The organism is Kribbella sp. NPDC048915 (assembly GCF_040649595.1).
Taxonomy (GTDB): domain Bacteria; phylum Actinomycetota; class Actinomycetes; order Propionibacteriales; family Kribbellaceae; genus Kribbella.
This window is the reverse complement of the sequence record NZ_JBEZFT010000107.1, coordinates 1-22,544: the sequence shown is the minus strand read 5'-3', so window position 1 is coordinate 22,544 and position 22,544 is coordinate 1. Positions and strand designations below refer to the sequence as shown.

At 68.2% G+C, this 22,544-nt stretch carries 37 protein-coding genes and 1 pseudogene; 6 read left to right on the top strand and 32 right to left on the bottom strand.

The features are described 5' to 3' along the window. Positions 1-122 precede the first annotated feature (122 nt). A complete protein-coding gene (locus AB0B82_RS32695) occupies positions 123-671 on the top strand; it encodes a helix-turn-helix domain-containing protein (RefSeq protein WP_360177479.1) in 549 nt (182 codons plus the stop codon). Continuing rightward, positions 668-1,648: a hypothetical protein gene (locus tag AB0B82_RS32690; RefSeq protein ID WP_360177476.1), complete on the top strand. Its 981-nt coding sequence runs from the start codon at positions 668-670 to the stop codon at positions 1,646-1,648. Before AB0B82_RS32695 ends, AB0B82_RS32690 begins: the two co-directional genes overlap by 4 nt. Before the next feature lie 34 nt (positions 1,649-1,682). On the opposite strand, the gene AB0B82_RS32685 is transcribed toward AB0B82_RS32690, so the two are convergent. Next, the gene (locus tag AB0B82_RS32685) at positions 1,683-3,365 is read right to left on the bottom strand and encodes an ATP-binding cassette domain-containing protein (RefSeq protein ID WP_360177473.1); all 1,683 of its coding nucleotides are present in this window, start codon (positions 3,363-3,365) and stop codon (positions 1,683-1,685) included. A 125-nt stretch (positions 3,366-3,490) separates the two neighbouring features. On the opposite strand from AB0B82_RS32685, the gene AB0B82_RS32680 reads away from it, so the two are divergent. After that, entirely contained in the window at positions 3,491-3,781 is a 291-nt protein-coding gene (locus AB0B82_RS32680; protein WP_360177470.1) for a hypothetical protein, read from the top strand. 1 nt (position 3,782) lies between these two features. Here AB0B82_RS32680 and AB0B82_RS32675 read toward each other — a convergent pair whose 3' ends face one another. From AB0B82_RS32675 to AB0B82_RS32620, 12 genes and pseudogenes are all read right to left on the bottom strand, one after another. After that, positions 3,783-4,565, bottom strand: coding sequence for a hypothetical protein (locus tag AB0B82_RS32675; RefSeq protein ID WP_360177467.1), 783 nt, complete (start codon positions 4,563-4,565; stop codon positions 3,783-3,785). Beyond that, positions 4,558-5,103 carry a SigE family RNA polymerase sigma factor gene (locus AB0B82_RS32670; RefSeq protein WP_360177464.1) on the bottom strand — a complete coding sequence of 182 codons (546 nt, stop codon included), beginning with the start codon at positions 5,101-5,103 and terminating at the stop codon, positions 4,558-4,560. The genes AB0B82_RS32675 and AB0B82_RS32670 overlap by 8 nt, the downstream gene beginning before the upstream one ends. A gap of 17 nt (positions 5,104-5,120) precedes the next feature. Continuing rightward, the gene (locus AB0B82_RS32665; RefSeq protein WP_360177461.1) at positions 5,121-5,735 is read right to left on the bottom strand and encodes a methyltransferase; all 615 of its coding nucleotides are present in this window, start codon (positions 5,733-5,735) and stop codon (positions 5,121-5,123) included. Further along, the gene (gene truA / locus AB0B82_RS32660; RefSeq protein WP_360177458.1) at positions 5,728-6,540 is read right to left on the bottom strand and encodes a tRNA pseudouridine(38-40) synthase TruA; all 813 of its coding nucleotides are present in this window, start codon (positions 6,538-6,540) and stop codon (positions 5,728-5,730) included. Before truA ends, AB0B82_RS32665 begins: the two co-directional genes overlap by 8 nt. 414 nt (positions 6,541-6,954) lie before the next feature. Next, positions 6,955-7,302, bottom strand: a pseudogene (gene rplQ / locus AB0B82_RS32655) (50S ribosomal protein L17); the annotation flags it as partial. A gap of 67 nt (positions 7,303-7,369) precedes the next feature. Continuing rightward, positions 7,370-8,395 (bottom strand): DNA-directed RNA polymerase subunit alpha, encoded by a 1,026-nt coding sequence (locus tag AB0B82_RS32650; RefSeq protein WP_360177455.1) that lies wholly within the window; start codon positions 8,393-8,395, stop codon positions 7,370-7,372. A gap of 100 nt (positions 8,396-8,495) precedes the next feature. Then, positions 8,496-9,104, bottom strand: coding sequence for a 30S ribosomal protein S4 (gene rpsD / locus AB0B82_RS32645; RefSeq protein WP_360177452.1), 609 nt, complete (start codon positions 9,102-9,104; stop codon positions 8,496-8,498). A gap of 23 nt (positions 9,105-9,127) precedes the next feature. Beyond that, entirely contained in the window at positions 9,128-9,535 is a 408-nt protein-coding gene (rpsK, locus tag AB0B82_RS32640) for a 30S ribosomal protein S11 (protein ID WP_131286332.1), read from the bottom strand. 38 nt (positions 9,536-9,573) lie between these two features. Beyond that, on the bottom strand, positions 9,574-9,945 hold the full coding sequence (rpsM, locus tag AB0B82_RS32635) for a 30S ribosomal protein S13 (RefSeq protein ID WP_141854777.1): 372 nt from the start codon (positions 9,943-9,945) through the stop codon (positions 9,574-9,576). Between the two features lie 176 nt (positions 9,946-10,121). Continuing rightward, entirely contained in the window at positions 10,122-10,235 is a 114-nt protein-coding gene (gene rpmJ, locus AB0B82_RS32630) for a 50S ribosomal protein L36 (protein WP_008361054.1), read from the bottom strand. A 34-nt stretch (positions 10,236-10,269) separates the two neighbouring features. Next, a complete protein-coding gene (gene infA, locus AB0B82_RS32625) occupies positions 10,270-10,491 on the bottom strand; it encodes a translation initiation factor IF-1 (RefSeq protein ID WP_012923661.1) in 222 nt (73 codons plus the stop codon). Positions 10,492-10,583: 92 nt separating this feature from the next. After that, positions 10,584-10,907: a helix-turn-helix domain-containing protein gene (locus AB0B82_RS32620; RefSeq protein WP_360177449.1), complete on the bottom strand. Its 324-nt coding sequence runs from the start codon at positions 10,905-10,907 to the stop codon at positions 10,584-10,586. Positions 10,908-10,983: 76 nt separating this feature from the next. On the opposite strand from AB0B82_RS32620, the gene AB0B82_RS32615 reads away from it, so the two are divergent. Continuing rightward, positions 10,984-11,355 (top strand): NAD(P)-binding domain-containing protein, encoded by a 372-nt coding sequence (locus tag AB0B82_RS32615; RefSeq protein WP_360177446.1) that lies wholly within the window; start codon positions 10,984-10,986, stop codon positions 11,353-11,355. Then, complete coding sequence (locus tag AB0B82_RS32610; protein WP_360177443.1) at positions 11,337-11,855, top strand: hypothetical protein; 519 nt, start codon at positions 11,337-11,339, stop codon at positions 11,853-11,855. The genes AB0B82_RS32615 and AB0B82_RS32610 overlap by 19 nt, the downstream gene beginning before the upstream one ends. On the opposite strand, the gene AB0B82_RS32605 is transcribed toward AB0B82_RS32610, so the two are convergent. The 19 genes from AB0B82_RS32605 to rpsC form a co-directional block, all read right to left on the bottom strand. Further along, positions 11,836-12,633 (bottom strand): hypothetical protein, encoded by a 798-nt coding sequence (locus AB0B82_RS32605; RefSeq protein ID WP_360177440.1) that lies wholly within the window; start codon positions 12,631-12,633, stop codon positions 11,836-11,838. The genes AB0B82_RS32610 and AB0B82_RS32605 overlap by 20 nt on opposite strands. An 11-nt stretch (positions 12,634-12,644) precedes the next feature. Beyond that, positions 12,645-13,091: a DUF1707 domain-containing protein gene (locus tag AB0B82_RS32600; RefSeq protein WP_360177437.1), complete on the bottom strand. Its 447-nt coding sequence runs from the start codon at positions 13,089-13,091 to the stop codon at positions 12,645-12,647. An 87-nt stretch (positions 13,092-13,178) separates the two neighbouring features. Beyond that, on the bottom strand, positions 13,179-14,003 hold the full coding sequence (gene map / locus AB0B82_RS32595; protein WP_360177434.1) for a type I methionyl aminopeptidase: 825 nt from the start codon (positions 14,001-14,003) through the stop codon (positions 13,179-13,181). A gap of 2 nt (positions 14,004-14,005) precedes the next feature. Then, positions 14,006-14,578, bottom strand: coding sequence for an adenylate kinase (locus AB0B82_RS32590; RefSeq protein ID WP_360177431.1), 573 nt, complete (start codon positions 14,576-14,578; stop codon positions 14,006-14,008). After that, entirely contained in the window at positions 14,578-15,879 is a 1,302-nt protein-coding gene (gene secY, locus AB0B82_RS32585; RefSeq protein WP_360177428.1) for a preprotein translocase subunit SecY, read from the bottom strand. Before secY ends, AB0B82_RS32590 begins: the two co-directional genes overlap by 1 nt. 134 nt (positions 15,880-16,013) lie before the next feature. Continuing rightward, a complete protein-coding gene (gene rplO, locus AB0B82_RS32580) occupies positions 16,014-16,454 on the bottom strand; it encodes a 50S ribosomal protein L15 (RefSeq protein ID WP_360177425.1) in 441 nt (146 codons plus the stop codon). A gap of 1 nt (position 16,455) precedes the next feature. Next, a complete protein-coding gene (gene rpmD, locus AB0B82_RS32575; protein ID WP_137258656.1) occupies positions 16,456-16,638 on the bottom strand; it encodes a 50S ribosomal protein L30 in 183 nt (60 codons plus the stop codon). Continuing rightward, entirely contained in the window at positions 16,638-17,237 is a 600-nt protein-coding gene (gene rpsE, locus AB0B82_RS32570; protein WP_360177422.1) for a 30S ribosomal protein S5, read from the bottom strand. Before rpsE ends, rpmD begins: the two co-directional genes overlap by 1 nt. A gap of 108 nt (positions 17,238-17,345) precedes the next feature. Next, complete coding sequence (rplR, locus tag AB0B82_RS32565; protein WP_360177419.1) at positions 17,346-17,729, bottom strand: 50S ribosomal protein L18; 384 nt, start codon at positions 17,727-17,729, stop codon at positions 17,346-17,348. Positions 17,730-17,732: 3 nt separating this feature from the next. Continuing rightward, a complete protein-coding gene (gene rplF / locus AB0B82_RS32560; RefSeq protein WP_360177416.1) occupies positions 17,733-18,275 on the bottom strand; it encodes a 50S ribosomal protein L6 in 543 nt (180 codons plus the stop codon). 26 nt (positions 18,276-18,301) lie between these two features. Then, the gene (rpsH, locus tag AB0B82_RS32555) at positions 18,302-18,709 is read right to left on the bottom strand and encodes a 30S ribosomal protein S8 (protein WP_360177413.1); all 408 of its coding nucleotides are present in this window, start codon (positions 18,707-18,709) and stop codon (positions 18,302-18,304) included. A gap of 94 nt (positions 18,710-18,803) precedes the next feature. Then, positions 18,804-18,989, bottom strand: a complete 186-nt coding sequence (locus AB0B82_RS32550; RefSeq protein ID WP_171674847.1) for a type Z 30S ribosomal protein S14 — start codon at positions 18,987-18,989, stop codon at positions 18,804-18,806. Between the two features lies 1 nt (position 18,990). Next, on the bottom strand, positions 18,991-19,563 hold the full coding sequence (gene rplE, locus AB0B82_RS32545) for a 50S ribosomal protein L5 (protein WP_360177410.1): 573 nt from the start codon (positions 19,561-19,563) through the stop codon (positions 18,991-18,993). Beyond that, positions 19,563-19,949 (bottom strand): 50S ribosomal protein L24, encoded by a 387-nt coding sequence (rplX, locus tag AB0B82_RS32540; protein ID WP_360177407.1) that lies wholly within the window; start codon positions 19,947-19,949, stop codon positions 19,563-19,565. Before rplX ends, rplE begins: the two co-directional genes overlap by 1 nt. Position 19,950: 1 nt before the next feature. Further along, positions 19,951-20,319 (bottom strand): 50S ribosomal protein L14, encoded by a 369-nt coding sequence (gene rplN / locus AB0B82_RS32535; RefSeq protein WP_077019238.1) that lies wholly within the window; start codon positions 20,317-20,319, stop codon positions 19,951-19,953. A 98-nt stretch (positions 20,320-20,417) separates the two neighbouring features. Next, entirely contained in the window at positions 20,418-20,714 is a 297-nt protein-coding gene (gene rpsQ / locus AB0B82_RS32530) for a 30S ribosomal protein S17 (protein WP_360177404.1), read from the bottom strand. After that, a complete protein-coding gene (gene rpmC, locus AB0B82_RS32525) occupies positions 20,711-20,992 on the bottom strand; it encodes a 50S ribosomal protein L29 (RefSeq protein WP_360177401.1) in 282 nt (93 codons plus the stop codon). Before rpmC ends, rpsQ begins: the two co-directional genes overlap by 4 nt. Next, a complete protein-coding gene (gene rplP, locus AB0B82_RS32520) occupies positions 20,992-21,411 on the bottom strand; it encodes a 50S ribosomal protein L16 (protein ID WP_360177398.1) in 420 nt (139 codons plus the stop codon). The genes rpmC and rplP overlap by 1 nt, the downstream gene beginning before the upstream one ends. A gap of 3 nt (positions 21,412-21,414) precedes the next feature. Beyond that, positions 21,415-22,257 (bottom strand): 30S ribosomal protein S3, encoded by an 843-nt coding sequence (gene rpsC / locus AB0B82_RS32515; protein WP_360177395.1) that lies wholly within the window; start codon positions 22,255-22,257, stop codon positions 21,415-21,417. Between the two features lie 23 nt (positions 22,258-22,280). On the opposite strand from rpsC, the gene AB0B82_RS32510 reads away from it, so the two are divergent. Beyond that, a partial coding sequence (locus AB0B82_RS32510) for a hypothetical protein (RefSeq protein ID WP_360177392.1) occupies positions 22,281-22,544 on the top strand: 264 nt, incomplete at its 3' end.

Below are 22,544 nucleotides of genomic sequence, written 5' to 3'. Positions count from 1 at the left end.
TGGCACAACGACCGAATCGGAGCACCCGTACTCCGGTCCATAACCGCCTACGACCACTGAGATCCCAGGCCCAGCCGTGCATCAATCATCTAGGGTGGAAGCGCGACGGAGGGGAGCTTGGGGTGCGAGCAGACGCGCGGGACAACCGGGCCAGGATCATGGCGGCCGCGGACGACGTCTTCGGACAGTCGCCGGGGGCATCGACCGAGGATGTGGCCAGGTTGGCCGGCGTCGGCATCGCCACCGTTTTCCGGCACTTCGCGACCAAGACCGAACTGCTCGAGGCGGTTCTGACGCTGCGGCTGGAGCGGATCCGGGACCACGCACTGGAGCTGGCGGCCGGCGACGACCCGGGGAAGGCGTTCTTCGAGTTCTTCACCCAGGTCGTGTCGGAGTCCGCGTCCAAGCTCGCGATCGCGGAGGCGCTGTCGGCCGCGGGCGCTGCGGCCGGCGCGGAGGCCCAGGAGGCCGGGCGCGGGATGCGGGAGGCGTTCAGCGGATTGCTGACTGCGGCGCAGAAGGCCGGCGCGGTCCGGCCCGACGCCGAAATGCCCGAGGTGTATGCGTTGCTGGTCGGCGCCTCCCGCGGCGCGACCGCGGCGAAGCTCGACCCGGAGACCCGCGACCGGATGCTGGCGCTGATCTACGACGGCCTGAAGCCGCGCCCGTGAAAAGGGACCTCAAGCGCTCCCTGAAGGTCTTCGTCGTCCTGCTGCTGCTGCTCGTCGTACCGCTCGCGGTGTATGCGATCTCGCTGCGCGTGCACTACGCGGGTGACCCGGCCGCCCGGACCCGCAACCACGACGCGCTGTGGCTCGGCCACGCCTGGGTCGACGGACGCAAGACCGACGCCGACGTGACGGCGCTGGCCCAGCAGCTGAAGGACACCGGCATCCGCGACCTGTACGTCCACGCCGGCCCGCTCGAACACGACGGGTCGTTGCCGTTGGCAAAGGTGTCGCCGAAAGCGCGCTGGTTCGTCGAGGCGGTCCGCGCCGCGGCACCGGGTATTCGCGTGCAGGCCTGGCTCGGCGACATCGTCCAACCGGGCAAGAACCCCGGGATGAACCTCGACGACGCGGCGGTGCGCGGGCGAGTCGTCGAGTCGGCGTCCGCCGTTCTGCAGCAGGGATTCCAGGGCATCCACTACGACTTCGAGCCGGTGCAGTCCGGCTCCACCGGGTACCTCGCCGTCCTGGACGAGACCCGCGCGCTCGGTACGACGCTGTCGGTGGCCGCGCCGCAGATCGACACGCTCTGGTACCTGCACAAGATCCCGATCGAGAAGTGGTGGTCGCAGGACTACTTCCGCCAGGTCGCCGAGCGGGTGAACCAGATCGCCGTGATGTCGTACGACACCGCGATGCCGCTGGAGTCCTTGTACGGCGGTTACGTCGCCAAGCAGACCGAGCTGGCGCTGGAGGTCACTCCGCCGACCACCGACCTGCTGATGGGCCTCCCGGCGTACCAGGAGAACAACTTCGCCCACTGGGCCCACGCCGAAACAGTCGCCGCCGCAGTCCGCGGCGCCCGCCTCGGCCTGTCCGACAACGCCCGCCAGAACTTCGGCCTGGCCCTCTACGTCGACTTCACCGCCACCCCCACCGACTGGTCCGCCTACCGCGACGCCTGGTGCGTAGCCCCCTAGGACGAGCCGAACCGAGGAGCAAACGGCGCTGGGGTCAGCGGGCGCGTTCGACGCGGTCTTCGTCCCAGACGGGTTCGTCGGGTTCGTAGACCGAGCCGTCGGCGCCGAAGACGAGGTAGCGGTCGAAGCCGCGGGCGAACCAGCGGTCGTGGGTGACGGCGAGGACCGTGCCGTCGAAGGAGTCCAGGCCTTCCTCCAGCGCCTCGGCCGACTCGACGTCCAGGTTGTCGGTGGGCTCGTCGAGCAGCAGTAGGGTGGCGCCGGACAGCTCCAGCAGCAGGATCTGGAAGCGCGCCTGCTGACCGCCGGACAGGCTGTCGAACGTCTGCTCCGCAGCGTGCGCCAGCTCGTACCGGTCCAGCTTGCGGGAGGCCAGCTCGCGGCCCATGCCGTCACGGTGGTCGTCCCCGCGGTGCAGGATCTCCAGCAGCGTCCGGCCGACCAGCTCCGGGTGCTCGTGCGTCTGCGCGAACCAGCCGGGCCGCACCCGCGCACCCAGCTTGGCGTTGCCGGTGTGGGCCACGGACGCGATCTGTACGTCGCCCACGGGCTGGTGCTCCACGTCCGGATCCGAACCGCCGTTGGCGAGCAGCCGGAGGAAGTGCGACTTCCCGGACCCGTTCGAACCCAGTACGGCGACGCGCTCGCCGTACCAGACCTCCAGGTCGAAGGGCTTCATCAAACCGGTCAGCTCGAGCTGCGTGCACACCACGGCCCGCTTGCCCGTGCGGCCGCCGGTCAGCCGCATGCTGACCTTCTGCTCGCGCGGCAGCGCCTGCGGCGGACCGGCCTCCTCGAACTTGCGCAGCCGGGTCTGCGCGGCCCGGTAGCGCGAGGCCATGTCGGAGTTGTACGCCGCCTTCTGCTTGTACATCAGCATCTGGGCGCGCAGCTTGGCGTGCTCCTCGTCCCAGCGCTTGCGCAGCTCCTCGAACCGCTCGAACCGGTGCCGCCGCGCCTCGTGGTACGTCGCGAACCCGCCCCCGTGCGTCCACGCCGTGTTGCCCGCGGCACCGAGCTCCACGGTGACGATGCGGGTGGCGGTGTTGGCCAGCAGCTCCCGGTCGTGGCTGATGTACAGCACGGTCTTGTCGGAGTTGCGCAGCTGTTCCTCCAGCCAGCGCTTCCCCGGTACGTCGAGGTAGTTGTCCGGCTCGTCCAGCATCAGGACCTCGTCCGGACCGCGCAGCAGCGCCTCCAGCACCAGCCGCTTCTGCTCGCCGCCGGACAGCGTCTTCACCTCACGCCAGCGGCACCGGTCGAACGGTACGCCGAGCGCGGCCGTCGTACAGACGTCCCACAGCACCTCGGCGTCGTACCCGCCGACCTCGCCCCAGTCCGCGACGGCCTGCGCGTACCGCAGCTGGGTCTTCTCGTCGTCGGCCTCCATCATCGCCAGCTCGGCCTTGTCCAGCTTGGCCGCGGCCTCGCGGATCGCCTCCGGCGCCACCCCGAGCAGCAGGTCCCGGACGGTCGACTCGTCGCGCACCGAACCGACGAACTGCCGCATCACGCCCAGCCCGCCGGACCGGGAGATGCTGCCGCTGTGCGGTTTCAGGTCGCCGGCGATGATCCGGGTCAGAGTCGTCTTGCCGGAACCGTTCGCCCCGACCAGCGCCACCTTCGCACCGTCGCCGACGCGGAACGTGACGTCGTCCAGCAACACCCGCCCGTCCGGCAACTCGTACCCGACACCGGCGACATCCACGTGACCCATGGCCCCAGTCTGACCGGACCGGCAAGCCTGACGCGACCCGTTATCGTGAGACCCTCGGGCCGGAGTTCGAGGCAACCTGCAGAGCTTCGCGGGAGCCTGGAGAGCCATGAGGGAACCTGGAGAGCATGGACGACCACGACGACCGACTGCCCGGCCGGCAGCCGCACACCGTGGACCAGCCGCAGGCCGCAGACCAGCAGACCCTGGACCAGCAGACCGTGGACCAGCAGACCCTGGACCAGCAGACCGTGGACCAGCCGACCGTGGACCAGGATGAGATCGCGGAGCTGCAGCGGTTCCTGTGGTCGCACACCGCACCGGGCCGGCAGTCCAGCGCCCGGGCCGGTGACGGCGCCCGCCCCGACAACGTCCGGCCACTGAGGCCGGCCGAACGCCCTGAGCGCGGCGCCGAGTGAGCTACCAGTCCTTGAGGGCGCTCAGGTAGGTACCGCCGGCCGGACGGACCGAGTCCTTCATGAACAGCTTCAGCGGCGCGGCGAACAGCCCGTACGTCTGCGTCCCGGTGAAGAACCCGGCCGACGTGCAGCCGTCGTACACAACCCAGATCTCCTTGACCCCGGCCGCTGTGGTGAACCGCAGGACGATCGACTCAGCCGGCCTTGAGACCGGTGGTGCGCACTTGAACACCGGGAGGCCGGGGTTGCGCTCAGGAAGCACCTTGATCGCGTTGACGACCTGCTGCGCCTCCGCTGCCCCGAACTGCTTCTCCCCGAGCAGCCCGCCCGGCGCGGTGGCGTAGCGGCACACCTGCAGACCGGTCACCGGGGTGTCCAGGTCGAGTCCGGTGCCCGGCGGTACGTCGCTGGGCGCCTGGGCCTGCTGAATCGGGTGCTGGGCCGGACAACCGGTGGGCTCCGCGTTCGGCGCGATGCCCGGCTTGGACACGGGATTGCTGTTGGAGTCGGCTCCGGCAGCGGACTCGCTGCTGCCGCCGGCGGTCGGTGAGTCACCACCCGCGACGTTCCACACACCGCCGATCGCCGCGCCCACCAGCACCACGGCGGCGGCCGCGGACCAGGTCTGCCGGCGCCGGTGCACGCGCCGGCGCGCCGTCCGGGCCAGCTCACTCGCCTGCAGCCCTTCGCCGTGCGCCTGGTTGTGTGCCTGGTTGTGTGCCTGGTTGTGCAGCGCCGAGGAGATCTTCGGGCCGAGCTCCTGCTCAGGATCGTGCTCAGGCATTCTCGGCTCCTTCCGTTCCTCGTTCGGTTCGCTGTTCGGTGTTCAGCGTGGTCTTCAGCGACGCCAGCGCGCGATGGACGTGCGAGCGCGCTGTCGCCTCGGCGCAGTGCAGCAGCTGCGCGATCTCGGCATACGACAGCTCCTCGTAGAACCGCAGTACGACGGCCGCGCGCTGCTTGTCGGGCAGCGTGGCGCACAACTCCCAGATGGCCTCGGCCTCGGCGCGATCCGCCGTACCGTCACCGACCGGGCGCGCCGTGCGGACCGGATCGTCCACCGGGGCCTCACGCCGGCGGAACCTGCGCCACCAGGAGATGTGCGCGTTCACCACCATCCGCTTGACGTACGCCTCGGGGTCGTCGGCGCGGCTCACCCGCCCCCAGCGCGCGCAGGCGGTCGTCAGCGCGTCCTGAACGGCGTCCTCGGCCAGGTGCCGGTCACCCGTCAGTACGTAGGCGAACCGCAGCAAGGCGTCGGCCTTCTCCGCGACCCACGCCTCGAACTCGAGCGGCTCCCTGCGCACCTCCGCTGCCGTCAAGACCGCCTCCATACCCCTCAGGACGGGTGCCGACCCGCATTCGTTGCACGCAGTACCCGGAAGCCCTTGGCGCTGCCGACCCGTTCGCAGGGATAGCCCTGCTCGGTGAGCCAGCGTTGCAGAGAGTCGCCGCCGAGGTTCTTGCTGACGACGAACCATGCCATGCCGTCGGGGGCAAGGCGGGCGAGCCAGCGCAGCAGCATCTTGTGCAGCTCCGGTTTGCCGATGTGGATCGCCGGATTCGACCAGATCTGGTCGAACCGTAGGTCGGCCGGTACGTCGTCCGGCAGCACCGCACGAACCCGGTCACCGACCCCCGCGGCCTCGGCGTTCACCGCCGTCAGCTCCAGCGCCCGGGTGTTCACGTCGACCGCCCACACCGTCGCCTCGGGGGCCTCCAGCGCCAGCGCGCACGCGATCGGCCCGTAGCCGGTGCCCAGGTCGAGGAACGTCCCTCCCACGCGCGGCGGGTCCACCTCGCGCAGCAACACCGCCGTACCGATGTCCAGGCGGTCCCGCGAGAACACCCCGGTCGCCGTGGTGAACGTGTACTCGCGTCCCCAGATGCGGGCGTCGACGGTACGCCGTACGTCGGCAGAGCCGGGCTCCGCCGAGAAGTAGTGGTCAGCCACGCTGGTGTACCTCTCCCCTCACCTGACGGGCCTGCAACGCCCGCGCGGCGAGCTCGCTGTCCGGTGGATAGCGCACTTCCTCCAGTGTCAGCCCGTGCGCGGGTAGTACTGACACCGCGGAGTCCCGCACCTTCCCGGCGAGTACGGCGGCAGGCCAGTCGACGCCCCGGCGTCCGTCACCCACCGGAATCATCGACCCGACCAGCGCGCGCACCATCGAGTGACAGAAGGCATCGGCAATCACAGTGCCCTCCAACTGACCCACGCCCGTCCGGCGCCAGGAGAACTCCAGCAGCGCGCGCACCGTACTGGCGCCCTCGCGCTTCTTGCAGAACGCGGCGAAGTCGTGCTCCCCGAGCAGACTGGCCGCGGCCGAGTTCATCCGGTCCACATGCAGTGGCCGACCGACCCTGAGCACATGTCCGCGGGTCAGCGGGTCCCAGCCGGCCGGGTCGTCGCACAGCCGGTACACGTACCGGCGGGCCAGCGCGGAGAACCTGGCGTCAAAGCCCTCAGGAGCCGCTGTGACGGCCGTGACGGCTACATCCTCGGGGAGGACGCCGTTCAGCCCTCTGAGCAGCCTTAGCGGGTCTACAGCGCCTGCCACGTCCACATGCGTGACCTGCCCGCGGGCATGGACGCCGGTATCGGTCCGTCCGGCACACGTCACGGGCACCGGCGACGGCAGCCGCAGTACGACGCGCAGCGCCTCCTCGAGCTCCCCCTGCACGGTACGAAGCCCGGACTGGCGGGCCCAGCCGTGGAAGCCCGCTCCGTCGTACCTCAGGTCGATCCGCCAACGCACACGGCAATCTAACGCAACAGGGCCCCCTCACCGTGCGGTGAGGGGGCCCTGCCGATGTGCTTACTTGTCGTCGTCCTCGGACTCGCCGGCCTTGGTGAAGCCCGCGGCCTCGGCGTCCTCGGCGGTCTTGAACCAGACCTCGGCGACGGTCTGCTCGTACCACGGCGACTCGGTCGTGTGGTACTTCATCGAGTTCTCGTTGCCCTTGACGGTGTAACCCTCGGGCGCGGAGCCGTCCTCGAGCGGGGCGGCGGAGTTCTCGAACTTGCCGACCACAACGTCCTGGACCTTCGCGTCCTCGACCTTGTCCTCGACCTGCTCGTCGGCCTTCTCGTCGGCCTTCGGGGCGGCCGCCTTCTTGGCCGGGGCCTTCTTCGCGGTCTTCTTCGCCTTCGGCGAGTCCGCCAGCGCCTCGACCAGCTCGATCTTCACCATCGGGGCGTTGTCACCCTTGCGCGGACCGAGCTTGGTGATCCGGGTGTAGCCGCCCGGACGGTCGGCGTACCGCTCGCCGATCTCGGTGAAGAGCACGTGCACGACGCTCTTGTCCTTGATCCGCTTCATCACCTGGCGGCGCGAGTTCAGGTCACCACGCTTGGCCTTGGTGATCATCTGCTCCGCCAGCGGCTGCAGGCGCTTGGCCTTGGCCGCGGTGGTGGTGATGGCGCCGTGCTCGAACAGCGACGTCGCGAGGTTGCTGAGAATCAGCTTCTCGTGCGCCGGGCTGCCGCCCAGCCGGGCACCCTTCGTGGGGGTAGGCATCTCATTACTCCAGGAATCTCAGGCTCGTCGAGCCGTGGGAAAACGGCCCGACGGGCCTTTGGTCAGCTCAGTACTGCTCGGTCTCGGCGAAGCTCTCGTCCTCGTCGTCCGCCTCGTTGCCGTAGGCACCGGACGCCGCGCGCAGGTCGAACCCGGGCGGGGAGTCCTTCAGCGACAGGCCCATCTCGGCCAGCTTCAGCTTGACCTCGTCGATCGACTTGGAGCCGAAGTTCCGGATGTCCAGCAGGTCCTGCTCGCTGCGCGAGATCAGCTCACCCACGGTGTGGATGCCCTCGCGCTTGAGGCAGTTGTACGACCGGACGGTCAGCTGCAGGTCCTCGACCGGCAGCGCCAGGTCGGCGGCCATCTGCTCGTCGACCGGCGACGGGCCGATGTCGATGCCCTCGGCCTCGACGTTCAGCTCGCGGGCCAGGCCGAACAGTTCGACCAGGGTCTTACCGGCCGACGCGACGGCGTCGCGGGGCAGCATCGACGGCTTGGTCTCGACGTCGACCACGAGCCGGTCGAAGTCGGTGCGCTGCTCGACACGGGTGGCCTCGACCTTGTAGGTGACCTTGAGCACCGGCGAGTAGATCGAGTCGACCGGCATCCGGCCGATCTCCGCGTCGGCGGACTTGTTCTGGACGGCGGACACGTAGCCGCGGCCCCGCTCGACGACCAGCTCCATCTCGAGCCGGCCCTTCTCGTTCAGGGTGGCGATCTTCAGGTCCGGGTTGTGCACCTCGACACCGGCCGGCGGCGCGATGTCGGCGGCGGTGACGTCACCGGGGCCCTGCTTGCGCAGGTACATGGTGACCGGCTCGTCGTGCTCGGAGGAGACGACCAGGTCCTTGAGGTTCAGGATCAGCTGGGTGGCGTCTTCCTTCACCCCGGCCACGGTGGAGAACTCGTGCAGGACGCCGTCGATCTTGATGCTGGTGACCGCGGCCCCCGGGATGGAGGACAGCAGGGTCCGGCGGAGCGAGTTCCCGAGGGTGTAACCGAAGCCCGGCTCCAGCGGCTCGATCACGAACCGCGAGCGGTACTCGTCGACGACCTCTTCGGTCAGGGTGGGGCGCTGTGCGATAAGCAACTTCTTGTTCCTTCTGTGTCGCGACGACCACTATTTGAGGTCGCGATGGCCGAAGAACGCACCGTTCCGGCCGGCGGCCAGGCCGCCGGCCGGAACCGGGTCAGTTCTTCGAGTAGAGCTCGACGATCAGGTGCTCGGCGACCTGGGTGTCGATCTGCTGCCGGGTGGGCAGCTGGTGGACGAGGATCCGCAGACGCTCCGGCATCACCTCGAGCCAAGCCGGGACGACGCGCTCGGAGTGCGTCTCCCGGGCGATGATGAACGGCGTCGTCTCCACCGACTTCGGCTTGACATCGATGATGTCGTGGGCCGAGACGCGGTACGACGGGATGTTCACCTTGACGCCGTTCACGGTGAAGTGACCGTGCACGACGAGCTGACGGGCCTGCCGGCGGGTCCGGGCCAGGCCGGCGCGGTACACCACGTTGTCCAGCCGGGACTCCAGGATCTGCAGCAGGTTGTCACCGGTCTTGCCGGAGCGCCGCGAAGCCTCCTCGTAGTACCGGCGGAACTGCTTCTCGAGAACGCCGTAGGAGTAACGCGCCTTCTGCTTCTCGCGCAGCTGGAGCAGGTACTCGCTCTCCTTCGGGCGGCCGCGGCCGTGCATACCCGGCGGGTACGGACGACGCTCGAACGCCTTGTCGCCACCGACGAGGTCGACCCCGAGACGGCGCGACTTCTTGGTCATAGGTCCGGTGTAACGGGCCATGGTTGTGCTCGCTCCTCTCTAGGTCAGACCCGGCGCCGCTTCGGCGGGCGGCAGCCGTTGTGGGCGACAGGGGTGACGTCCTGGATGGTGCCGACCTCGAGGCCGACCGCACCCAGCGAACGGATCGCGGTCTCACGGCCGGAGCCGGGACCCTTGACGAAGACGTCGATCTTGCGCATGCCGTGCTCCATCGCCCGGCGCCCGGCAGCCTCGGCGGCCATCTGCGCGGCGAACGGGGTCGACTTGCGCGAACCCTTGAAACCGACGGTGCCCGCGGACGCCCACGAGATGACCGCGCCGGTCGGGTCGGTGATCGTCACGATCGTGTTGTTGAACGTGCTCTTGATGTGCGCGTGGCCGGCGGCCACGTTCTTCTTCTCCTTGCGGCGCACCTTCTTCGCGCCGGCCGCGGTGCGGCTCTTGGGAGGCATAGGTCAGTTGCTCCTGGGGTGGTCGAGAGTCATCCGGGTCACTTCTTCTTCTTGCCGGCGATCGCCTTGCGGCGGCCCTTGCGGCTACGGGCGTTGGTCCGCGTGCGCTGACCGCGCACCGGAAGCCCGCTGCGGTGCCGGCGACCCTGGTACGACCCGATCTCGATCTTGCGGCGGATGTCCGCGGTCACCTCGCGACGGAGGTCACCTTCGATCTTGTAGTTGCCTTCGATCCAGTCCCGGAGCTTGACCAGCTCGTCGTCGCCCAGCTCGTGGACGCGCTTGTCCGGGGAGACCCCGGTGTTCTTCAGCGTTTCCTGGGCGCGCGTGCGGCCCACACCGAAGATGTACGTGAGGGCGACCTCGATGCGCTTGTCGCGCGGCAGGTCGACTCCTACGAGGCGTGCCATGTGGCGGTGTTCCTTTCGTCGGCAGAGGTGTGGTGGCGCGCTGCGTCCCTGCCCGCCTCGGTGAGAGTTGGTTTCACCGGCAGGGCCCCGGCCTCTGTTCCGGGGGCGACGTCCGGGACGGATCCCGGACGAGCATGCGCGCTGTGGTGCGAAAGTGCTGTGCTGCGAGAGACTGGTCAGCCCTGCCGCTGCTTGTGCCGCGGGTTCTCGCAGATCACCATGACCCGGCCGTGCCGGCGGATCACCTTGCACTTGTCGCAGATCTTCTTGACGCTCGGATTGACCTTCATCGAGCTACTTTCTTCGACAGGTGGTGGTGGGGTGTTACTTGTACCGATAGACGATGCGACCCCTCGTGAGGTCGTACGGCGACAGCTCCACGACGACCCGGTCCTCGGGGAGGATCCGGATGTAGTGCTGCCTCATCTTGCCGCTGATGTGCGCGAGCACCTTGTGCCCATTGGACAGCTCAACACGGAACATCGCGTTCGGCAGGGCCTCGACGATGGTGCCCTCGAGTTCGATGACTCCCTCTTTTTTGGGCATGTCCTCGCACTTCTGTAGACGTGACTGGCTATGGCTACAAAGAGCCAAGGAAAAAGTGTACGCCACGCGCGGCATTGAGCCCAATCGGCCCCTCAGCGAGTACTCTCCAGCTCCGCCAGGTGCGCACTCCCCCAATTGTCCAAGGGGATCAAGGCCGCAATCAGTGACTGCCCGAGCGCGGTGAGTGAGTACTCCACCTTGGGCGGCACCTGATGGAAGACCTCTCGATGCACGACCTCCCGGGACTCCAGCTCGCGCAGTTGCTGGATCAGCATTTTCTCGGTCACCCCGTCGACCTGCCGGCGCAGCTCGCCGAACCGCAGCGGGCCGTCGTGCAGCGCCCACAGGATCCGCGGCTTCCACTTCCCGCCGATGACATCCGCCGCGGCGTCCAGACCACACGAGTACGGGCGCATACTTACCTTTCCGTCAGTACCTGACAAATTAGTCGGTACTTGTCCATCCTAAAGCGCAGCGTCCAGGGTTGCCCGCATGAAGACACCGATCACCGTCCTGGGACTCGGCGCGATGGGAACCGCCCTCGCCCGCGCCTTCCTGACCGCCGGCCACCCGACCACCGTCTGGAACCGCACCCCCGGTCGCTCCCCCGAACTCGACACCCGCGGCGCCACCCGCGCCACCACTGCCCTCGAAGCCGTCGCCGCGAGCCCGCTCGTCGTCGTCTGCCTGCTCGACGACGAGACCGTCCGCGCCACCCTCGAGCCGATCGCCGCCGAGCTGACCCGTCGCACCCTCGCCAACCTCACCAGCAGCCTGCCTTCCCAGCCCGGGCGCTCGCGGACTGGGCCGCCGGGCACGGCATCGAGTTCCTGGACGGCGGCATCATGGCGGTCCCGGTGCTGATCGGCGGGCCCGACGCGTTCATCCTCTACAGCGGATCCACAGCCGCCTTCGAGCAGTACCGGCACGACCTCGAGGCCGCGGCACGACCGGCGTACGTCGGCAAGGATCCCGGCCTGGCCTCGCTGCACGACCTCACCCTGCTCAGCGCGATGTACCCGATGCTCGGTGGCGCCGCCCACGCGCTCGCGCTGATCGCCGGCGAGGACATCTCACCGACCGCGTTCACCGACACCTACCTGGTGCCCTGGCTGACCGCGATGCTCGGGCAACTCCCGGCCATGGCGAAGGACCTCGAGCACGGCCCGGACGGCCCCGCGGGTTCGAACCTCGCCATGCAGGCGAACGGGTTCCACGAGCTCGTCGACCTGGCCGTCGAGCAGGGCGTCGACCCCGGCATGCTCGCTCCGATCGACAAGGTCCTGCGCCGAGCGGTCGACGGCGGCCACGGCGACGAGGACCTGGCCGCACTCGTCCCGCTGCTCAGGACTCGTGCTGGGTAGCGGCCCACTGTTCGCCGGCGCGCCAGATCTGTTCGGGCATCAGGTCCAGTAGGTCGCAAGCCGCGTCGAGCTGGGCGAGGGCGGTGGTGGCGTCGCGGTACGCCGGGAGGATCGCGACGAAGCGCTTGCCCTCGCAGCTGAAGCCGAACGGCGGTACGTCGGCCAGCGCCTCGACCGCCCGCGGATGCAGCACCGCCTCCGCATGGTCCTCGCGCCCGTTGAACAGGCGGTACTCCGGGAGTCCCTCGATGTTCAACGGCAACGGGAGCAGACTCGCCGCCGCCACCGGAGCCAGCGCCGCGGGCAGCACCTGGAGCGGCGGCAGCGGCCGATCCACCTGCAGATCAAGGAAGTCGAAGCCCAGCTCGCGGCGCCGGACCCGGTGCAGGAACTGCCCGGTCCAGAACTCCCGCCCGCGGTGCCGGCCGGTCGTCACGTCCACGACCTCGGCGCCCGGGTCGGCATCGAACGGTGGGAACGGCCAACGATCCCGCAACTCGTCGCCGGACGCGCTGATCCGCCAGCCCAGCTGGCCGGCGGTCTGCACCCACTCGCGGCGCCGGCGTCCGTCCCGGAACCGCAGGACCAGCGTGAACGCGATCAGCACCACGAACCAGACCATCACCAGCCAGCCCACCCAGCGGGGCTCGAGCAGCAGCCCGGCGATCGCCAGCGGTACGGCGACCGCGAACCAGACCACGTACACGATCGCGGCCCCCTGATGCACCTGCCACGCCAGATCCGGCCGCAACCGCGGCCCGGCGACACGACGGCTCACCGGGGCCGCTGTCAACGGCGCCTGCCGAGGCCGCCGAGAGCGATGATCGCCCACGGAATCAGCAGCCAGACCGGCCAGAAGTGCGGCCAGTGCCCGCCGCTCGCCAGCCCGACGACGAACCAGATCACCACATTGATCAGGACGACACCGGTGAACCCGCCGATCGCGCCACCGCGATGCTGTGGCTGGTTCTCCTTCTTCCGCTCCGGAAAGGTGCCCGGCTCCGGCGTGGGCTTGGTGTCCTTGACCACCTCGGGGGTCTGGTACGTCCGCACCGGCGGCAGGTCACGCACGAGCGGCTCGAGCTCGCCGTACGTCTGCACGCTGTAGAGCTGATCGAGCCGGTGGTTGAACTCGGGCTGATCCAGCCGGCCGTCCGCGAACGCGTCCCGCAGCCGGCCGGCGATCTTGTCCCGGTCGGTTTCGGTGAATCGCTGGTGCGGCTGGTACTGAGGCATGGTTCAAGTGTGCCTCAGCGCCGGTCCGCTCCGCGTCCCCCGACGGGTGGACCCGGAGTCTCCGTCGATCAGCCGGAACGGGCTCGGTCAGTCGGCCAGCGCGCCGCAGCGGATACCCAGCTCGGCCAGCTTCGACTCGCCACCGTCCAGCGCGGTCAGCACCCACGGTCCTTGCGGAGTGAGAGTGAACGTGTGCTCTGTGTGCGCGGCCGCGCTGCCGTCGTCGGTGACGACGGTCCAGTCGTCCTCGAGCGTGTGGTTGTCCTGCTTGCCGAGGGTCAGCATCGGCTCGACAGCCAGCGCCATCCCCTCGACCAGCTTCGGTCCACGGCCCGGGCGGCCGAAGTTCGGGACGTTCGGCGGCTGGTGCATCGCCGACCCGATCCCGTGCCCGACGAAGTCCTCGACGATGCCGTACGACGAGTTCGCGCGCACGTGCGACTCGATCGCGGCCGAGATGTCGGACAGCCGCCCGCCGAGCCGCGCGGCCGCCAACCCGTGCCACATCGACTCCGCGCAGATCCCGGCCAGCTCGAGCAGCGCCGGATCCACCTCGCCGACCGCGACCGTGATCGCGGCGTCGCCGTGCCAGCCGTCGACGATCGCACCGCAGTCGATCGAGATCAGGTCGCCGTCGGCGAGCACCCGGTCGCCGGGGATGCCGTGCACGATCTCGTCGTTCACCGACGCACAGATCGAGCCGGTGAACCCGTGGTACCCCTTGAACGACGGGGTCGCGCCGGACGAGCGAATGTTGTCCTCGGCGATCGCGTCCAGCTCACCGGTGGTGATCCCGGCCCGGACGTGGCCACGGAGCAACTCGAGCGTCCGGCCGACCACCAGGCCGGCCTTCCGCATCGAGAGAATCTGCTCGCGGGTCTTGATCTCGATCCCGCGGTCCCTGAACATCACGCTTACTCGGTGACGGTCTTGAGCGCCGCGAGCACCCGCTCGCTGACCTCGTCGATCTCGCCGACCCCGTCCACCTCGACCAGCAGACCGCGCTGCTCGTACACCCGCAGCAGCGGCTTGGTCTCCGCGGCATACACGTCCTGCCGGTGCCGGATGACCTCTTCGGAGTCGTCGGTCCGGCCCTCGGTCCGGGCCCGCTTCAGCATCCGCTCGACCAGCACGTCGGTGTCGGCGACCAGCGCCACCACCGCGTCCAGCTTGTGCCCGTGCTCGGCGAGGATGTCGTCCAGCGTGCCGACCTGGGCCAGCGTCCGCGGGTACCCGTCGAGCACGAAGCCGTCGCCGGCGTCGGCCTCGGAGAGCCGGTCGCGGACCATCGCGTTGGTGACCTCGTCCGGGACGTAGTCGCCGGCGTCCATGTAGCGCTTGGCCTCGAGACCCAGCGGCGTCTCGGCCTTCACGTTCGCACGGAAGATGTCGCCGGTGGACACGGCCGGGATCTTCAGGCGTTCCGCAAGCACCTTTGCCTGCGTGCCTTTGCCCGCCCCGGGCGGACCCATCAGCAACATTCTCATCAGCGCAGGAACCCTTCGTAGTTGCGCTGCTGCAGCTGACTCTCGATCTGCTTCACCGTGTCGAGTCCGACGCCGACCATGATCAGGATTGACGTACCGCCGAACGGGAAGTTCTGGCTCGCGTTGAGCAGGACGAGAGCGACCAGCGGAATCATCGAGATCACCGCAAGGTAGAGAGCGCCGGGCAGCGTGATGCGGTCCAACACGTACTTCAGGTACTCCTCGGTCGGCCGCCCCGCCCGGATGCCCGGGATGAAGCCGCCGTACTTCTTCATGTTGTCGGCGACCTCCTTCGGATTGAAGGTGATCGAGACGTAGAAGTACGTGAAGAAGATGATCAAAGCGACGTACGTCGCCATGTAGATCGGGTGGTCGCCCTTGACCAAGTTGCCCTGGATCCAGTTGGACCAGCCCTTGCCTTGCTGGAACTGACTGATCAGGACCGGGAGATACAGCAGGCTGGAGGCGAAGATGACCGGGATGACGCCGGCCTGGTTCACCTTCAGCGGAATGTACGTCGAGGTGCCGCCGAACATCTTCCGGCCGACCATCCGCTTCGCGTACTGCACCGGGATCCGGCGCTGGGCCTGCTCGATGAAGATGACCGCGGCCATGATCACCAGGCCGATCGCGAGCACCACGACGAAGGTGGTGATGCCCTTCTGCTTGCGGATGCTCCACAGCTGGGTCGGGAAGGTCGCGACGATCTGGGTGAAGATCAGGATCGACATACCGTTACCGACGCCACGGTCGGTGATCAGCTCACCGAGCCACATGATCACGCCGGTACCGGCGGTCATGGTCAGCACCATCACGGTGACGGTGAACCAGTCGTCCTTGTACAGCAGCGGCTCGTTGCAGCCCTGGAACAGCCGCCCCGGCGTCCGCGCCAGCGCCACGAAGGCGGTGGACTGCAGGATCGCCAGACCGACGGTCAGGAACCGGGTGTACTGGGTGATCTTGGCCTGTCCCGCCTGGCCTTCCTTCTTCAGCGACTCCAGCCGCGGGATCACCACGGTGAGCAGCTGCAGAATGATGCTGGCGGTGATGTACGGCATGATGCCGAGCGCGAAGATCGCGAGCTGCAGCAGTGCGCCACCGGAGAACAGGTTGATCAAGTTGTACAGGTTGGCGTTCTGGCCGCCCTGCGAGATCTTGATACACGTGTGCAGCGACTGCACGTTCACACCGGGTGCCGGAACGACCGAGCCGATCCGGAAGATCACGATGATGAAGAGCACGAACAAGATCTTCCGGCGCAGGTCCGGAGTCTTGAACGCGTTGGCAAAGGCGCCTAACACCCTGTCCTCCCACATGTTTCCCTTGCCGCGGGCACGGCAGGGGCCTAGCTAAGCCGCTGGGCAAGAGACGAACCAGGGCTCGTCCGACCGGCGCAGGATATCAAGCACCGGTCGTTACGAGCCCTGATCGCGTGTCACACCTCGGTCGTGGTTCCCCCGGCCGCCTGGATCTTCTCCGTGGCGGACTTCGAGAACTTGTGCGCCGAGACCTGCAGTGCCACGGTCAGTTCGCCGTCACCCAGTACCTTGACCGGCTGACCGCGGCGGACCGCGCCCTTGGCGACCAGGTCGGCCACGCCGACCTCGCCACCGTCAGGAAACAGTTGTCCGAGCTTGTCCAGGTTAACGACCTGGAACTCCACTCGGTTCCTGCTCTTGAAGCCCTTCAGCTTCGGCAGCCGCATGTGCAGCGGCATCTGGCCACCCTCGAAGTACTCGGGGATGTTGTTGCGCGCCTTGCTGCCCTTGGTACCGCGGCCGGCGGTCTTGCCCTTGCTGCCCTCACCACGACCCACGCGGGTCTTGGCGGTCTTGGCACCGGGCGCCGGACGCAGGTGATGAACCTTCAGCGCCATGTCAGTCGACCTCCTCGACGGTGATGAGGTGGCGAACCGCACGGACCATGCCGCGGACCTCGGGCTTGTCCTCGTGGACGGCGGTGTCGCCGATCCGCTTGACGCCCAGGGTGCGCAGCGTGTCGCGCTGGTTCTGCTTGCCACCGATGCCCGAACGGATCTGGGTCACCTTCAGGCGTGCCATCAGGAAGCCACCTCCGCCCGCGCCTTCAGCAGGGCCGCCGGAGCGACGTCCTCGACCGGCAGACCACGGCGCGCGGCCACGGCCTCCGGGGTCTCCAGGCTGCGCAGCGCCTCGACCGTGGCGTGCACCACGTTGATCGAGTTCGTCGAGCCCAGCGACTTGCTGAGTACGTCGTGGATCCCGGCGCACTCCAGTACGGCGCGCGCCGAGCCACCCGCGATCACACCGGTACCGGGCGCGGCCGGACGCAGCAGCACCACGCCGGCAGCCTTCTCGCCCTGCACCGGGTGCGGGATGGTGCCCTGAATCCTCGGCACCTTGAAGAATGCCTTCTTGGCCTCCTCGACGCCCTTGGCGATCGCCGCGGGCACCTCCTTGGCCTTGCCGTAACCCACACCGACGGTGCCTTCACCGTCGCCGACGACCACGAGGGCGGTGAAGCTGAAGCGACGACCACCCTTCACGACCTTGGCGACCCGGTTGATGGCTACCACGCGCTCGATGTAGGCGGTCTTGTCCGCCTGCTGACCGCGACCCCCGTCGCGACCACGGCGCTCACCACCGGCGCCGCCTCCGCGACGCTGCTGGCCTCCGCTCACTTCAATCCCTCGCTTCGCTCGTGATTTCCGTTCGCGGGACGCTGCTGTGCTTTCTTGTTTGCTCGCATGCGCTCGCGCACGGAACTACCTTCTTCCCTTGATCGCCTGTCAGAAGCCGAGCCCGCCCTCGCGGGCGGCGTCGGCCAGGGCCGCGATACGGCCGTGGTACTTGTTCCCGGCCCGGTCGAAGACGACCGAGTCGATGCCGGCGGCCTTGGCCCGGTCGGCGATCAGGCCGCCGACGGTCTTGGCCTTGTCGGTCTTGTTCGACTCCGCGGAGCGCAGGTCGGCCTCCATGGTGGAGGCGGAGACCAGCGTCTTGCCGGCCACGTCGTCGATGACCTGCACGAACAGGTGCTTCGACGACTTGGTGACCACCAGCCGCGGCCGGTCGGCCGTGCCGTTGATCTTCTTCCGGACCCGGATCTGCCGACGCAGCCGGGAGGCCGTCTTCTTGGCGGAGTGCTTGTGCGGACGCAGTCCGATCGCCATGGGTTACTTACCAGCCTTTCCGACCTTGCGGCGCACCTGCTCGCCGGCGTACCGCACGCCCTTGCCCTTGTACGGCTCGGGCTTACGCAGCTTGCGGATGTTCGCGGCGACCTCACCGACGGACTGCTTGTCGATGCCGACCACCGAGAACCGGGTCGGGGTCTCCACGTTGAAGGTGATCCCCTCCGGGGCGTCCACCGTGATCGTGTGGCTGTACCCGAGCGAGAACTCCAGTTGGGCCGGGCCCTTGGAGACGACGCGGTAACCGACGCCGACGATCTCGAGCTTCTTCTCGTAGCCCTCCGTGACACCGGTGACCAGATTGGCGATCAGGGTGCGGGACAGGCCGTGCAGTTCCTTGCTCTTGCGCTGGTCGTCCGGACGCTGGACGGCGATCGAGCCGTCCTCGCTCCGGTCGACCGTGATGGGCTCAGCCACGACGTGCGAGAGCTGACCCTTCGGACCCTTCACGGTGACCGTCTGGCCGTCGATCGTGACGTCGACGCCGGACGGGACCGTGACCGGGAGCTTGCCGATGCGAGACATTCAGTGGTCCTCCTTCCGGTTCTTCGTCACCAGACGTAGGCGAGGACTTCCCCGCCGACGCCCTTGTTCTTGGCCTGCTTGTCGGTCAGCAATCCCTGGGACGTCGAGATGATCGCGACGCCCAGTCCGCCGAGGACCTTGGGCAGGTTGGTCGACTTCGCGTAGACCCGCAGTCCCGGCTTGCTGATCCGGCGAACGCCCGCGATGGAGCGCTCCCGGCTCGGCCCGAACTTCAGGTCGACGATCAGGGTCTTGCCGACGGCGCCCTCCTTGGGCTCCTCGACCTTGTAGGAGGCGATGTAGCCCTCCTGCTGGAGGATGTCGGCGATGCCCTGCTTGATCTTGCTGTACGGCATCGAGGTCGACTCGTGGTACGCCTGGTTGGCGTTCCGCAGACGCGTGAGCATGTCTGCGATCGGGTCGGTCATCGTCATGGCCTGGGGCCTCTTTCCCGCCGTGGTTTCGCCGTTCGGCGACCTACGGTGACTAGATGGTGGTGAATAGGGAGACGTTCGGGGGTGGAGACGGTCACCAGCTGGACTTGGTCACGCCGGGCAGCTCGCCCCGGTGCGCCATCTCCCGCAGGCAGATCCGGCAGAGGCCGAACTTGCGGAAGACCGCCTTCGGCCGGCCGCAGCGCTGGCAGCGCGTGTAGGCGCGCACCGCGAACTTCGGCTTCCGGGCCTGCTTGACCTTGAGTGCTGTCTTCGCCACGTCAGTTCTCCTTGAACGGGAAGCCGAGCGCCCGCAACAGGGCCCGCCCCTCGTCGTCGTTCTTCGCGGTGGTCACCACGGTGATGTCCATACCCCGGACCCGATCGATCCGGTCCTGGTTGATCTCGTGGAACATCACCTGCTCGGTCAGACCGAAGGTGTAGTTCCCGGTGCCGTCGAACTGCTTGTCCGACAGTCCACGGAAGTCGCGGATCCGGGGCAGCGCGAGCGCCAGCAGCCGGTCCAGGAACTCCCACATCCGGTCACCGCGCAGCGTCACGTGGGCGCCGATCGGCATCCCCTCACGCAGCTTGAACTGCGCGATCGACTTGCGGGCCTTGGTGACCTGCGGCTTCTGACCGGTGATCGCGGCGAGGTCCTTCACCGCGCCCTCGATCAGCTTGGAGTCGCGGGCCGCCTCGCCGACACCCATGTTCACCACGATCTTGGTGAGCCCGGGCACCTGCATCACGTTGGCGTACTGGAACTGCTCCTGCAGCTTGCCGACGATCTCCTCGCGGTACTTCGTCTTCAGCCGCGGCTGGACCTTGGTTTCCGATACTGCGGTGGTCATCAGATCTCCTCGCCGGTCTTCCGCGCGATCCGGACGCTCCGGTAACCGGTGTACGTCGAACCGTCGGGACGGCGCTTCTGCACCTCGACGCGGTTGTACCCCACGCGGGTGGTCACCTTCTGCTTCTTGCCGTCCTTCTCGACCTCGACCAGAAGCGCCACGTTCGAGACGTGGATCGGGGCTTCCTGGGTGACGATGCCGCCGGAGGTGCCGCCGCGCTGGGCCTGCTGCACCTTGGTGTGCTTCTTCACCCGGTTGACGCCCTCGACGATGACCTTCTCGTCGTTCGGGAAGACCTGGATGATCTTGCCCTCGAGGCCCTTGGACTTACCGGAGATCACGCGGACGTGATCCCCCTTCTTCACGTGCAGTTTCTTCTGGGCCATCTCAGAGCACCTCCGGCGCGAGCGAGATGATCTTCATGAAACGCTTCTCCCGCAGCTCCCGGCCGACCGGCCCGAAGATACGGGTGCCGCGCGGCTCGCCGTCGGCCTTCAGGATCACCGCGGCGTTCTCGTCGAAGCGGATGTAGGAGCCGTCCGGACGCCGGCGCTCCTTCACGGTCCGCACGATGACCGCCTTGACGACGTCACCCTTCTTCACACCACCGCCGGGGATCGCGTCCTTGACGGTGGCGACGATCGTGTCCCCGACACCGGCGTAGCGCCGACCGGAGCCACCGAGAACGCGGATGCAAAGGATCTCCTTCGCGCCCGTGTTGTCGGCGACCTTCAGTCGCGACTCCTGCTGGATCATCTGTTGATCTCCTGGTTGTCTCGCTGGTTCTCAGCTGCGCCGAGCCTTGCGGAACGAATGATTTCGATTGGTTGCCGGGCCGTCAGGACCGGGAACAACTACTTGGCCTTCTCGAGGATCTCGACGACGCGCCAGCGCTTGGTCGCGGACAGCGGCCGGGTCTCCATCAGCAGCACGCGGTCGCCGATACCGGCGGCGTTCTGCTCGTCGTGGGCCTTCAGCTTGCTGGTGCGCCGGATGACCTTGCCGTACAGGTGGTGCTTCACCCGGTCCTCGACCTCGACCACGACGGTCTTGTCCATCTTGTCGCTCAGCACCAGGCCCTCACGGGTCTTCCGGCGGCCGCGCGTCTGCGTGGTCGTGCTCACGGTCTCGTCCTTCGTGTTCTCGGTCATGCGTTCGCCTCGGCCTTCTCGCTGTCATCCGCGCCCGCCGGGGCCTCGGCCGCGGCCGGGGCGTCGACGTCCTCGGTGATGCCGAGCGCACGCTCGGACAGCACCGTGTAGATGCGGGCGATGTCCTTACGGACGGCGCGCAGCCGGCCGTGGGACTCCAGCTGGCCCGTGGCAGCCTGGAACCGGAGGTTGAACAGCTCCTCCTTGGCTTCTGCGAGCTTCGTCAGCAGCTCGTCCCGGCCCAGGTTCCGCAGCTCGGCGGCGGTCAGGCTAGCCATCAGTTCTCACCTGCCTCTCGGGTGATGAAGCGGCACTTCATCGGCAACTTGTGGATCGCGCGGCGCATCGCCTCACGGGCGACCTCTTCCGGGACACCGGAGAGCTCGAACATCACGCGACCGGCCTTCACGTTCGCGATCCACCACTCCGGCGAACCCTTACCGGAACCCATCCGGGTCTCGGCCGGCTTCTTGGTCAGCGGGCGGTCCGGGTAGATGTTGATCCACACCTTGCCGCCACGCTTGATGTGCCGGGTCATCGCAATACGCGCGGACTCGATCTGCCGGTTGGTGACGTAGTGGCTCTCCAGCGCCTGGATGCCGAAGTCACCGAAGGCCAGCGTGGTACCGCCCTTGGCAGCGCCGGAGCGCTTCGGGTGGTGCTGCTTGCGGTGCTTGACCTTGCGGGGGATGAGCATCGGTCAGCTCTCCGTTCCGGTCGTCTCGGCAGGCTTGTCGGCCGCCGAGGCGCTCGCCTCGGCCGGCTGCTGCGCCGCGGAGTTGTTGTCCCGCCGGTTGTCCCGGCGACCGCCGCGGTCACCACGGTCGCCACCACGGCCACCACGGTCGTCCCGGCGAGCCGGACGGCGCTGCTGGGTGGCGGCCCGAGCCGCGGCCTGCGCCTCGCGCTCGGCGCGGGAGCCGGACACGTCACCCTTGTAGATCCAGACCTTTACGCCGATCCGGCCGAAGGTCGTGCGGGCCTCGTAGAAGCCGTAGTCGATGTCCGCGCGCAGCGTGTGCAGCGGGACGCGGCCCTCGCGGTAGAACTCCGACCGCGACATTTCCGCGCCACCGAGCCGGCCGGAGCACTGGATCCGGATGCCCAGGGCGCCGCCACGCATGGTGGTCTGCATCGCCTTGCGCATCGCGCGGCGGAACGCGACGCGACCGGACAGCTGCTCGGCCACGCCCTGCGCGACCAGCTGGGCGTCCACCTCGGAGTTCTTCACCTCGAGGATGTTCAGCTGCACCTGCTTGCCGGTGAGCTGCTCCAGGCTGCCCCGGATCCGGTCCGCCTCGGCGCCACGGCGACCGATGACGATGCCCGGACGAGCGGTGTGGATGTCGACCCGGACCCGGTCACGGGTGCGCTCGATCTCCACGCGGGAGATGCCGGCGCGCTCCATGCCCTTGCTCAGCAGGCGGCGGATCTTGACGTCCTCGCCCACGTAGTCCTTGTACAGCTTGTCGGCGTACCAACGGCTCTTGTGGTCGGTGCTGATGCCGAGACGGAACCCGTGCGGGTTTACCTTCTGTCCCACGTCAGGACTCCTTCTTCTCAGCGGTGGCCTTCTTGGCGGCCTTCTTCGCGGTCGCCTTCTTGGCCGGCTTCTCGGCGGCTCCGGTGTCGGCAGCGGCCGGCTTGTCGGCAGCCTTCTTGGCGGCCTTCTTCGCCGGGGCCTTCTTCGCCGTGCCGGCGTCCGCGGACTTCTTCGCGGCCGCCTTCTTGGCCGGGGCCTTCTCGACCGGCTCGGCCTCTTCGCGCGGCGTGACGATCGGCCTGCTGACCGGCTACGTCGGCGGAGTGGCCGACACGGTCATCATGCGC